Raw genomic sequence first — 12,869 nt, 5'->3', positions numbered from 1 at the left:
ACCAAAAAAATTGCACTGAAAACAAATTTCTAATCACATTGATATAACTATTCGAAGACTCTAAACGTATATTATATTGATATTCATTGCATTGAATAATCATTGATTGTATATTTGTAGCGTCAATATAAAAAACACTACAAAATCATGGCATTAACTAAGACATTTGTAAAGAGCAAATCTGTTTACAAAGTTACTTTTACAGTACCTGCAGAAGCAGCAGTTGAAACAAAAAAAGTAGCGCTTGTAGGAGAATTCAATGGCTGGAATCCTGAGGAAGCTATCGCCTTGAAAAAACAAAAAGACGGTTCATTCAAAGCTAGTCTGGAACTTGGAGCGGGAGAATATCAGTTCCGTTATATCCTGGATGATGCGAAATGGGAAAACGACTGGGAAGCAGACAAATACGTTCCCGCTGGTGTAGATGCAACTGCTGAAAATTCGGTAGTAGTATTGTAGCTGTTAGCTCGGTCCGTCGCACGGTTAGCTGTTAGCTGAAAACGACCATGGTCGTTTTCAGCTTTTTTTGTTTAAGACTTTATGATATAGCAGGATGAAGCTATCTGCTTATCACTAAGAGTCTAATACCCATTAAATTGTAAAGCTGTCACTTTCAACATATGCTTTAATCAGAGCGGCTTCTCCCTCTTTTCCCTGCTGAGAGTTTCCGTGCTCCATACCCATGATGAAAGACTTGTTCTCTTTTTTGCTGCGCTCGTAGATGTATTTGAAAATATTTTTATAGTTGATTTCACCTGTAGTTGGCTCTTTACGGCCAGGCTCATCACCTATCTGGAAATAATCGATTTCACTCCATGTTTTATCAATATTGTAAATCAGGCGACCCTCGTTTTTCTGCATGTGGTAAATATCATACAGGATCTTGCACGACTTGCTGTTGACACCACGGCAGATTTCGTAGGTCTGTTCGGAAGTACGCAGGAATAAATTTGGCGTATCGCTTAGTGGTTCCAATACCATCACCAAGCCGTGTGGTTCAAGAATTTCCGCCCCACGACGAAGTGCATCGATCACGTTTCCGGTCTGCACACCAATTGGCAGGTTACGGTCAAAATCACCAGGTACTACAGTCATCCATTTTGCATTGACACGTTTGGCCGTTTCCACAGCTTTTGTACAGCCTGCAAGGAAAATATCAATAAATTCTTTTTTACCGGCAGCCAGTGTATTTGCTCCGTTTCCTCCTTTATCCACCACAAAAACACCCATTTCCATTTTCAGGCGGGACATTTCCTTTGCTATCTTTTCCTGTTCTTCTACCGGACGGCCCATCATTCCGTTGTCTTCCAGCGCCATAAAACCCTGGTCAGCCATGAATTTAAGCTGATCGATCACATCCTTTCCGGCACTGTTCTGGAACATGCCAAAATGAGAAGCATATTTAAGTTTAAACTGATTTTTAGCAAGCGGGGCAGCAGGATTAGCAAAGGTTTCACCTGCAACCATCGCAGCACCAGCCATTCCTAATGTAGATTTCACAAAATTTCTGCGAAGCATATCTTTCGTTATGTTAAGAGTTTTTAGAAGGTAAAGAATTTTAAAGTCCGAATATACCGCAAAAAGCCGCTCCATGTTCATTTTTAAACCATAAGAAGTAGATATCGCCTACTTTGATCTACGTTTCTTACGTTTTTCCTTAGTAATAACGGGTGCTTCGGGAACAACAACAGCCTGCACTGGTTTGGGGAAATAAGGTGCAAGTTCATCTTTAATTTTTTCCCTGAACGCATTTTTTACTCCTTCGAGAGCCGCTTCTTTTACTTCTCCGTTAAAGCGATCTTCTTTCAGCAATTTTACAATTACCTCTTCTCCCGGCCAGCTACCTCCCAAAAACCGGGCAGCACTTGCCTGTACATCTCTTGATTCACCTGCGTTTAAAGCAGCGGTTTTCAGTATATAAATTGCCTCCGTACTCCCTGATGTTTTGATCGAAGCAAGTAAGGCGATTTTTTTCTCTTCACTAAGTTTCGACAATTTCTCTGAAATGTAGGAAACGCCACCCTGTTCAAGCAATAATTTACCTGCATCACGGCCTATTACTTCATTAGATTTTTCAAGAGCAAGTTTAAACAACCGGCCATTTTCGGTTTCAGGTTCGTAGCGTTCTACAAGCTCTATATAATCTTCTGTTCCGTAAGTTTCATCAAGCAATTTGTTCAAGGCTGTTAAACCCTGCTGCGAATTGGAAACAAATGATTTATCCAAATGAAGCAAAGCCAGCTTACTCACTTCGATCCGGTCTGCCGCGGGAACGGTCATCACATGCAGCAACGCCTGCGATTTTTCATAACCCGCATGAAAGAAATCGAACGCTCTGAAATATCTCAACCTGCTTTTAAAACTAACCGAAGTGTCTGAAGCCAGTGCTGTCAGAAAAGGAATCGCTTTTCTGGTACGTGCAAGCCAGATCAGGTCTTTGCCCGCTGCCGTACGTTCAGGATGCGGACCGCTTTTTTCAAGCCAGGCTGGGAAAATTCGCTCCCACTGACCAATTGCACCAATGCTTAAAGCTTCAACAGACCAGCGGTCATTGCCTTTATATTGTTTTGCCAGTTGCAGCCATACATCAAGCGCCTCGTAGGTATGGTTATGATTGATAGCCAAAGCACATTCACGCCTTACTTGTGGGTTAGGATCTGAGGTTAAGCGTTTAATATATTCGGTCGGATCACTGTTTCGCTGACGAACCGCACGAAGGGCTACAATCCTGAGATTTGGATTAAGCTCGCGGAAGGCGACATCAAGACTACGATAATTGAATCCCTCGATATTGTTTAAAACCCATAGAGCGCGGGCACGCAAACGTGGGTTCAGAATCGGGTCGCGAAACAACTTTTCCAGCTCTTCTTCTGCCTTCCAACCTAATTTGACACAGGCGTTCCAGGCCATGTAGCGCATGGATAAGTTGGGACTTTGCAATGCTTTGACAGCTTCTGCCGGCGAGTTTAAATCATAAACCGGAATTTTATAAGCAATTCCGGGAGGTGCAATACGAAAAAGCCGGCCTCTGCTCTTATCCTTCATTTTGTTTTCTCCGATAACAGGATCATACCAATCAGAAACGATTAACGAACCATCCGGAGCAACGCAAACATCTGACGGCCGAGACCATTTATCGCCTTTTGACTCCACCAACGGAAGTATTCCTGTTGATTTATAACCTGCACCATCATCTTTTACAGGAAAGGCGTTTAAGGAACCAAGTCCTGCATCAGCTAAAATAATCTGATCCCAAAAACGACGAGGCAGCAAATCACCTTCATAAACAGTCATTCCCATTGGAAAACCCGACCCGGTTTCAATTAAATTAGGTACTACACCCGGATCGTTCTGATGCCAGTGGCGGCGCGGTATTTCATCTTCCAGATTGGTCCGGTTGATACGCCAGCTATTGCCATTCATTTCATCAATATATCCAAAATTCCCGTTTTCCATTACGTAAGAAACCCGGTCACCGGCGTTGCCAGGCTCTTCCTGATCCGACTGCCACATCGTTCCGTAACTGTCCACTGCAACTTCAAAACCATTATGAAAATTCTCTGCTAGAATTTCAACCTTTCTGAACTCCTGATCACACCTAAAGACAACCCCTTGTTTATATTGCCTGAAATTGATCTCTCTTTCATATTTATCCAAAAGCGGACGATCATGTCCGTCGACCAGCTGTTTACCTGCATTTCCGTAGTTGAAGTAAAATTTTCCATCCGGACCAAATACAAATGCATGCACACCCGCATCACTTTGTACGCCACCGATACCCTTAAAAAGAATTTCCTTTTTATCGGCCTTGTCATCTCCGTCCGTATCTGTAAAAAGCCATACATACGGACTTTGCGACACAATGGCTTTATTGCCCATCACCCAGATTCCCAAAGGTGCATTCAGCTCAGGTCCCTGGTAAAAAATCTTGGTAACATCCGCCTTTCCGTCACCATCTTTGTCTTCCAGAATTAATATCCGGTCACCCACACCCAACTCCGATTTACCATTAACTGCAGGCCGGTAATTGTAACCTTCCAGTACCCAAACCCTCCCCCTATGATCTACATCAATGTTTGTAGGGTTGGTCAGATTTGGCTCTGAGGCGAATAAAGTAGCTTCCAGCCCCTCAGCAACCCGAAGTCCAGCAACTGCATTTATCGAAAATCTCTTCTCCCCCTCCGTAAGGCGTGCATAGGCACTATCGGGATGAATGACGATTAAGGAATCAGAAGTCTGGGAAAAGCTGTAATAACTTAGAAGAAAACAGGTTAAGACTGTAAAAGCGTTAACCTTTTTAAAATTGAATAGTTTCAAAACGTACTTTAAAGTTGCGGATTTTTAATCAAAAAACATTTAAAATTACCTGTTGTTTTCTGAATAACGAAATGGAATTAATTTAAAACGAGAAAACATGAGCATTGTTTTGTTATATGGCAAAACAATTTTACTTTTATAAAAACTTCATCTTCATATCCCGGTTCTTCGGTGAAAGAGCAAATTAAACAATTAATATCAGTCCATATCTTAAAATAAGGACAGCTAAAAATCCTGTTGCATAACCTGGAAGTTATCGGTGCATTAACAGAAAAATATCAAAATGAAATTTTAGATGAAATCCAGGAGCTTGAAGATTCAATACAAAAATTAAAATTTCTACTTGATAGATTATAGAATAACAGTCCTTAGCCACTCAAAGATGAAAGATTTAATTCAATCCATAAAAAGTGCAGAAACAATGGATCAGTATGAAGCTGCCAGTAAGGTTAGTCTGGATTATTTTTCTACTGCTACAGAAGAAGAACGGGAGTCGATTAAAAAGGTATTGATCGAAAAAGCGGATCAAATCCTGCATCAGGCTAAGGAAGTTCGTCAAAAAGCAGGTGAAATCATTGCAGAGTTCGAAAACAAAAATGTAACTATTGAGGTAAATGGACAGAAATACCCGTTGACGGAATGGGTAACTATGAAAGAGTATTGCAGACGTTTTGGATTAAAAAACACAATGGTGGTCAACAACTGGATAAGCCGAAAGATAATTCCGAAAGAAAACATACTGAATATCAGCCAATTAAATAATTTAAAATTAATTAAAGCTGTTCCCTACAAATCCTGAGTCTATGCCTTTAATATCCGGGATCGGAAATTTATTCAGCTATGTTTTATATGCAGTTCGACAAGCTTTTGAGCGATGCGCTTAAGCGCTTCATCGTGGCTTACCACATTCCCAGCATTCAAATCTTCTAGCCCTTCATGTATCCCTTTTATGGCAGCGGCAGGCAGATTTCCCCAACCATCGTTTTCCAGACTAAAACTAAATCCAAGATTTGTCAATACTTTTGCCAGCACGGAAAGATCTTTTCCTTCGTCAATTTCAATTTTGATTGTTGTCATTATCAAATTTAATCAATTTAACAGAAAACGTTGATAGTCAGACTTTAAATACAAATGAAATTTTAACCCAAAAACCAGTTCGAATCAAACGAACTGGTTTTCGAAACTGAAAAATTAAACAGATTTTCCCTATTTCTTCTTCAAAGCACTCATATACTCCACCAGATTCACCAGTTCTTCGGTGCTCATGGCATCCTGAAGTCCGGCTGGCATCATGGAATCCTTCATTTGTTTCATTGACTTAACCTGCGACATTTTGTATTCCTGGGTAGATCCGCCGGGAAATTTCATCAGTAAATCGGTTTCTGTTTTACTGGAGACCACGCCCGCCACGGTCGAACCATCTTTAAATGTAACTTCAAATCCTTCATAACCAAATCCAATTCCTGCACTTGGATCGAAAATGGCTGTATATAAAGCCTCCTTGGGCAACTTTCCGCCAATTTCAGAAAGCTTAGGCCCGAAATCCATTCCTTGTCCGTTTACCTGATGACAAACTGAGCAGTACATCGCAAAGACTTCTTTGCCTTTTGTTGCATTGCCTTTCATGGTGATCAGTTCTTTGAGCTCCGGATGTTTTTTCACCGTTGTTCCGGCTGCTTCCATATACTTGGCAGCTTCCAGTTTAACCGATTTTCTCCATGCGCCGCTTAATCCCTGTACAGCTGCTGTTTTTAAATCTCCAGTCACCTTTCCTTCTTTAAGCAAAATTAAAACCTGATCCTCTCCATTTCCGGTACCTGCCAGTGCTTTAACCGCTTCCGTTCTGATATTGATCGGGTACTTTGTATCCAGGGTGACAGTTTTCAAAATTTCAAGCGATTCCTTGCTTCCAACGCCTTTGATAGAAGCCAGCATGCCTTCCGCTTTGCCTGCATCTTTCCCTTTAATAGTGCTCCAGATCAAGGGAGCACCGCCCTGTTTTAAAAGCAGCTGCCCTGCCTGGCGACCAATGTTGGTAGAAGATTTGGAAAGTGCAAGATCGAGCAGCCGGTTATTTTCTGACGCAAGTTCATAACGGGATACCAGTTCCATATATGTTGTAGTCCCCAGGTTAGCATCCAATACTTTTTTCAATGCAGACAATGCTTCCGGTGATTGTTTTACAAAAGCAGGATCAAGATGGCGTAATGCTAAATCATTAATCTCATTCTGATTTGCCGCATTGCCTTTCATGATTTTAAGTAATGCAGCTGACTTTTCTTTACCCCCGGGATTAAAATCAAATGCCCTGAAGTATCGTAAACGGCTTTTTAAATCAACCGCAGGATCACTAGCCAAAGACGCAAGCATGGTTACCGATTCTTTACTGCGCGAACGCCATACAATATCTTTGCCTGCCTGAGTCGCTATCGGGTTGGGGCCGGCAACAGCTTGCCATGCTTTAAAAAATGAATCCCACTGGCCTTCCGCGCCAATTCCCAATGCTTCAAGGTACCACCGGTCTTTGCCATCATATTGCTGTGCCAAACGCACCCAAAGGCTGGCAATACCAGGCACTTTGCTTCCATGAATGGACAAAGCACATTCCCTGCGAACCTGTGGCTCTGGATCATTTATCAACAAACTGATGTATTTCCCAATTTCTTCACTCCTGCTTTGCTTTACTATTCGTAATGCTGTGATCCTGATATCAGCATTTGGATCTGCAAAAGCTGTTTCCAGATAATCGGTGTTTGTTTTATTGATACGCGTCAGTGCCCAAAGCCCGCGTGCCCGCATCCTCGGATTTTCTTTAACAGCAAATAACTTTTCCAGTTCCGGAACGGCGCCGCTACCCATTTTTACCAAAGCATTCCAGGCCAGATACCGAACAGAAAGATTAGGACTTTGGAGTGCCTGTACTGCCCCAGCTGCCGTTGAGAAATCCGATTTAGGAATTTTATAAGGTGAATTTGCCGGAGCAACACGGTACAAACGCCCGCGGTTCTGATCGCCTGCCTGATGACCACCGACGCCCGGATCGTACCAGTCCGAAACGATCAACGAGCCATCCGGAGCCACGCACACATCCGAAGGCCTGAACCATTGGTCGCGTTTACCATCTACAATATTTACAATTTTGGCACTGTAACCCGCACCGGATTTTTGTACAGGATATGAACGAACCACATTGTGCCCAGGCTCGCAGTGGATCATTTGACCCCAAAAAGTTTTTGGTAGAAGACTGCCTTCATAAACAACCATACCTGTCGGAGAGCCTGAACCTGTCTGAAGTAAATTTGGCACAACACCCGGGTCATTTAAATGCCAGTGACGAAAAGGAATCGAATCTTCCATGTTGGTCCGGTTAGCTCTCCATCCCGCTCCTGTCGTCTCATCGGTATAACCATAATTACCATACTGCATTACATAGTTAATTCTGACTCCTTTATTTCCGTCATCATCGTTGTCCGACTGCCACATTGTACCGTAACTATCGACAGCCACTTCGTAGTTATTTCTGAAATTATTTCCCAGCACCTCAACATTCTTAAAATCAGGATCGCAACGGAAAACCATTCCCTGTTTTAGTTTTTTGAAATCGATTGGCTGTCCATCTATCCCGGCGACAGGTTTTCCGTTTCTGTCAAGAATCTGACCTCCTTCGTTTCCGAAATTAAAATATAATTTTCCGTCGGGCCCTAACGTAAAAGCATGCATACCATGGTCATGCTGTTCTCCGCCAACGCCTTCAAAAATGACCTCTTTTTTATCTGCTTTTCCATCACCATCTGCATCCGTAAACAACCAGACGTAAGGACTTTGCGAAACGATCACCTGATTACCCATCACCCAGATTCCAAGCGGCGAGTTAATTTCTTTTCCCTGATAGAAAACCGTTGTTTTATCCGATTTCCCATCGCCATTGGTATCCTCCATAATCAGGATACGGTCACCTTCATTTTTTGTCGGGTTACCGTTGATTCCGGGACGGTAATTGTAAGCTTCACAAATCCAAACCCTTCCCAAATGATCGACATCAATATTGGTCGGGTTGGTGATCGTAGGTTCGGAAGCAAATAAAGTAGCTTCCAGTCCATCTGTCAGAGAAAGCCCGGCAACTGCATATTTGGGCAACCTTTTCTGAGCGTCGGTAAGATCTTTGTATAAGCTGTCGATCTTTCCGCCCGGAATCCCACTTGGATTGGAATGCTGATAGAAAGCAGCCGAAAGTCCAAACAACAAACCACCAGACAACAGCAGATTAAAAGATTTTTTCAAGTTCATGAGGTGATAAAATGATATTTATAAAAAGAAGAACCGGCCGGAACAGATTACAGATTTACTCCAATGGAACAATCCGTGTATAACAACTCTCTGGCACCAACCGAATTAGATTAATAAGAAAAAAACTACCTCTCATTTACTACACTGAAATGCAGTTTTTTTCTATAAATGTAACATATACACTTATAACAGCGGATTGAAATTATAAAAATCCTTTGCACTTGAAACATATCGGCTCACCTTACTGAATAATAACCCCGTATATCTGCGCTTATCCTAAGTTGTTAACAGTTGAAATTTTAGTTTGATTAAACAAGGATTTTCAGACATTTTAATTTTACTTTGCATTACAAAGTACTTTTAAATAAAATAGTATGAAGACAAATGATTTTACTCCCAATATTCAAAAGCTGGCGACGCCCCCTGTTAACCTCAATGAAGTACAGCACATTTCGCAAGCGTCGGCAGCTCGTATTTCAGCATTTACAGACAGGGATCATAAGGTCGGACTGATTTGTCTTCTTCTTAGCTGTATATTTTTTATTCTTTTTAGCAGAAACTCACAAGAATCAATTTCCCTGATTTCCGATTGCTTTGTTCTTAATTATTGTATTGCTATTTGCTATACGATATTATTACTTGGTACCGGTAAACTGAAATTTATCTGGATGAGACAAAAACGGGAGTTTCAACTCCACCGCCTGCTGCTTGGAGCCATCTGGCTGGTAAGTTGCTTCTCTTTGAACGTATCAATACAAATTTTCTGTGAGTCAACTGCCTGGTTATCCGTTACTATTGTCATTTCATTAGCGGCAATGGCATTGTATGCATGGCGATCCTGGCTGCTGTTATGGCAAAAAAGGCTTTTATTTTTTCTGCTTGGATTTTCTACTGTTTTATGGACCTATTATAGTATTTGTCTGGTTTGGTTCTATCCATTCGCTATTCCTGCATTGATACTTCTGGGTATTTCTGTACATGCCTTCGTACCCTTGTTTGTGGTGATTATCCTTAACAAAATATTGTTTCAAAATTGGAAGAAGTATAAACTTTTCATTCTTGCAGGTATCATTCTGCCAATTTTTGTTATCGTTTATTTTTCTAATAAATGGACTGATGTTACCTATGAAATTCAGAATATAAAAAGCCAGGTTGAAACTGGTAATCAAAAAGAGCTTCCGGCATGGATACGGCTGGGACAAATGCTGAAAAACGGAACGGTGACGGATAAGGTCATTCTTGGGAACCTTATTAATCAGGTTTCGGGGGAAGGCGGCAGTTTTGTGCCACAACGTAACAATTTAGAAGATTTACAGCGACATGATCCGCTGGTTTTAATTGCTTCCTACGTTTCCCGCAGGCCGGACTTATCCAGGGAAGAGCAAACCGGGCTGATGAATGTGCTATTTGATGGCCGTCATTATACACAGGACCGGTTATGGTCGGGCCAGGATTTGCGTATAAAAAATATCAATACCAGCGCAAAAATATACCCAGAATACCGGCTTGCTTATACCGAAAAACTAATAACAGTTAAGAATCATTCTAAGTCCCTCTGGCGACCTGAAGAAGCGCTTTTTACTTTTTACCTTCCGGAAGGATCGGTTGTAAGTTCATTATCCCTTTGGATGAACGGCAAAGAAGAAAAGGGCTACTTGACAACCCAGGCGAAGGCGGATTCGGCGTATAAAACAATTGTTGGAGTGGAGCAAAGAGATCCTTCTGTCATTCACTGGCAGGAAGGCAATACGGTAAAAATGAGAGTTTTTCCATGTACTCCAAAGCAGGACAGAAGTGTTAAAATCGGAATTACTTCGCCTTTGAAATATGAAAACGGAAGACTCACTTACCAAAACATTACTTTCCGCGGATTACAAAATGAAGATGCTAACGAAAATATTGCGATTGATTTTGGTCAGCATGTTTCAAATCTAAATTCTCCTTTTGGAACTGAGACTATTAGTGGCGTTTTTAGGTCAAAAGGAAAATACAAGCCCGAATGGGAATTGAGTTTTGCAGCTCCCCCCCTTTCCAAAAACAGCTTTTCCTTTAATAAGAAATCCTACCTGATAGAAGCGGACACACCAAAACCGGAAACATTTAGCCCTGAAACCTTCTTTCTGGACATAAATGCTCAATGGACAAAAATTGAATTTGATCAAATTTATGACCTGATCAGAAACAAAAATCCATACGTGTACGATGACAAGTTCACTGCCCTAAACACCGATAATAAAGATAAAATATTTGAAAGGCTTGCTGCCAAACGTTATACGCTTTTCCCCATTCATAAAATTCCGGCAATCAAAACTTCTTTACTGATTACAAAGGGCACACTTACTTCCCCCAACCTTAAAGATCTGTCGGGCAGTCCATTCTCTGACTCGATGAGCCGGATATTACCAAACACACCTCCTTTGAGAACATTCGTGATCGGTAACCAGTTGTCTCCTTATCAAAAAACACTGAGTGAGCTACGGATTATAAGACCCGAAAAAGCTGGACTGAGTGAGATAAAACAATCAATTATATCTCAACATTTTCCGGCAGATCCGGAAGTGAATGCAGATAATGACTCCCCAGTGGTTAAAATTGAACCTGCGGGTATAATCATTCGTGAAAGTAAGATGACGTCTTCCGGGAATGCTCCTGACCATCTTGCCAGATTATTTGCTTACAGTCACATCATGCAAGAAATAGGGCGAAATTATTTAAATCCTGAATATCTGAAAAACATTGACGAAAATTCTCCGCTTGTAGAACAGGCACTCAAAGCAAACATTGTTACTCCTGTATCGAGCCTGATCGTTCTTGAAAGAACCATTGATTACGAGCGTTTCAACATTCAGAAAAGCAAAAACAGCCTGGATAATGCCACTTTAAAAAGATCCGGCGCGGTGCCGGAACCGCACGAATGGGCTCTGATTCTTGTCTTTATTATCATGGTAACTTACTTTTTATCCAGGAATTATGTACGGTAAATTCCTAATGTTCAAAGTTTTTCCGGTTGTTTGTATTATCCTGTTCTTATTGTTTTTCAGAAGTGGTTATTTCCTAAATGACTCCACATTCTGGATTGGCTTATGTTTGATTCCTTACGTGCTTCGCTACCAGCGAAAGCAGAACCGATCTTTACGCTTTTTGCCACTAGTGCTGTTGATTATGGCAGCAGGCTTTTACGTCCATGCTGCAACTGTGAGATATTTGCTTTTTACCTTTACTGTAATTCTCCTGATTGAGAGTTGTTATCAAAAGATCAGTTCTTTACTGCTCTGGATCTTTTTAATCATCTCGCCGTTATTCCAATACCTTAGTGAAATTTTCACGTTCCCGATCCGTATCAAATTAAGTGAATGGACAGGTCATATTTTACAAATGGCAGGATTTGATGTGCGTATTTCCGGGAACCTGATTCAAATGAACGGAGAAGAATTTTCTGTTGACCCCGCTTGTATGGGACTTCGTATGATCGGCCTTTCTTTTTTAGCCGGTGTCTTTTTAAATCAACATTATCAACACGTTACCGGCAAAAATCTCTCCTTTTTTACAACGCCGCTACTAATGACCATCGTTTTTGTTCTAAATATATTTAGCAATCTTATACGTATTTTAATACTCGTCATTTTCAATATTCCCCCGCAGGATATCATGCATGATTTCGTGGGTATTTTATCGCTTGTCATTTATGTCTGGGTACCTCTCCTCTTCCTGATCAAATTGGTCTATAAACAATTTTCGCGCCCATTTCCGATACAAATCACAAGTCAGTCAAATACTTACAGTCTGTATATAAATTGTATAATTCTTGTAATAAATGCATTTCTAATTCTTCATAAAACGGAAGCCAACCATCTAAACACTGTAAATCCGGAAATTTTGAAAAGTAGAAACTACAATATTAAAATCGTCGAAAACGGAATTACCCAATTCAGGAATAAACATGCCCTTGTTTATGTAAAGAATATTAATGGATTTTACGCCACAGACCACAGCCCTTACATTTGCTGGAAAGGCTCCGGTTATGAATTTAAAAGTGTGAAACAGGAAATAATATCGGGTAACCGCATTTATACAGGTACTTTACAGAAAGGTGACGAAAATTTACAAACCGCCTGGTGGTTTTCAAACAATAAATGTAACACCAACAGCCAGCTGGACTGGCGATGGCGTATGATAAAAGGAGAAGGTAATTTCGCACTGATAAACGTAACCTCAACAAGCAAGGAAGATTTACAACTAGCTATACAGGAATGGCTTTAATCTTC

At 41.1% G+C, this 12,869-nt stretch carries 8 protein-coding genes; 4 read left to right on the top strand and 4 right to left on the bottom strand.

The annotated features are described in order from the left end of the window. Positions 1 to 147 precede the first annotated feature (147 nt). Positions 148 to 459 (top strand): isoamylase early set domain-containing protein, encoded by a 312-nt coding sequence (locus E0F88_RS19160; RefSeq protein ID WP_131959897.1) that lies wholly within the window; start codon positions 148 to 150, stop codon positions 457 to 459. A 132-nt stretch (positions 460 to 591) separates the two neighbouring features. Here the strand turns inward: E0F88_RS19160 and E0F88_RS19155 are convergent, their stop codons facing one another. Together E0F88_RS19155 and E0F88_RS19150 are read right to left on the bottom strand one after the other, a co-directional pair. After that, positions 592 to 1,518 carry a hydroxypyruvate isomerase family protein gene (locus tag E0F88_RS19155; protein ID WP_131959896.1) on the bottom strand — a complete coding sequence of 309 codons (927 nt, stop codon included), beginning with the start codon at positions 1,516 to 1,518 and terminating at the stop codon, positions 592 to 594. A gap of 108 nt (positions 1,519 to 1,626) precedes the next feature. Beyond that, positions 1,627 to 4,317, bottom strand: a complete 2,691-nt coding sequence (locus tag E0F88_RS19150; protein ID WP_229213830.1) for a PVC-type heme-binding CxxCH protein — start codon at positions 4,315 to 4,317, stop codon at positions 1,627 to 1,629. A gap of 382 nt (positions 4,318 to 4,699) precedes the next feature. Here E0F88_RS19150 and E0F88_RS19145 point away from each other — a divergent pair, with 382 nt between their 5' ends. Further along, positions 4,700 to 5,116 carry a hypothetical protein gene (locus E0F88_RS19145; RefSeq protein WP_131959895.1) on the top strand — a complete coding sequence of 139 codons (417 nt, stop codon included), beginning with the start codon at positions 4,700 to 4,702 and terminating at the stop codon, positions 5,114 to 5,116. Between the two features lie 35 nt (positions 5,117 to 5,151). Here E0F88_RS19145 and E0F88_RS19140 read toward each other — a convergent pair whose 3' ends face one another. Both E0F88_RS19140 and E0F88_RS19135 read right to left on the bottom strand, forming a co-directional pair. Continuing rightward, positions 5,152 to 5,394, bottom strand: a complete 243-nt coding sequence (locus E0F88_RS19140; protein ID WP_131959894.1) for a hypothetical protein — start codon at positions 5,392 to 5,394, stop codon at positions 5,152 to 5,154. A gap of 129 nt (positions 5,395 to 5,523) precedes the next feature. After that, positions 5,524 to 8,604, bottom strand: coding sequence for a PVC-type heme-binding CxxCH protein (locus E0F88_RS19135; RefSeq protein WP_131959893.1), 3,081 nt, complete (start codon positions 8,602 to 8,604; stop codon positions 5,524 to 5,526). A 374-nt stretch (positions 8,605 to 8,978) separates the two neighbouring features. On the opposite strand from E0F88_RS19135, the gene E0F88_RS19130 reads away from it, so the two are divergent. Both E0F88_RS19130 and xrtN read left to right on the top strand, forming a co-directional pair. After that, the gene (locus E0F88_RS19130; protein WP_131959892.1) at positions 8,979 to 11,585 is read left to right on the top strand and encodes an XrtN-dependent VIT domain-containing protein; all 2,607 of its coding nucleotides are present in this window, start codon (positions 8,979 to 8,981) and stop codon (positions 11,583 to 11,585) included. 7 nt (positions 11,586 to 11,592) lie between these two features. Then, entirely contained in the window at positions 11,593 to 12,864 is a 1,272-nt protein-coding gene (xrtN, locus tag E0F88_RS19125; protein ID WP_165940109.1) for an exosortase N, read from the top strand. Positions 12,865 to 12,869: the final 5 nt, after the last annotated feature.

This window comes from Dyadobacter psychrotolerans, from assembly GCF_004349265.1.
GTDB classification, from domain to species: domain Bacteria; phylum Bacteroidota; class Bacteroidia; order Cytophagales; family Spirosomataceae; genus Dyadobacter; species Dyadobacter psychrotolerans.
This window is presented reverse-complemented; position numbering and strand designations above follow the sequence as displayed.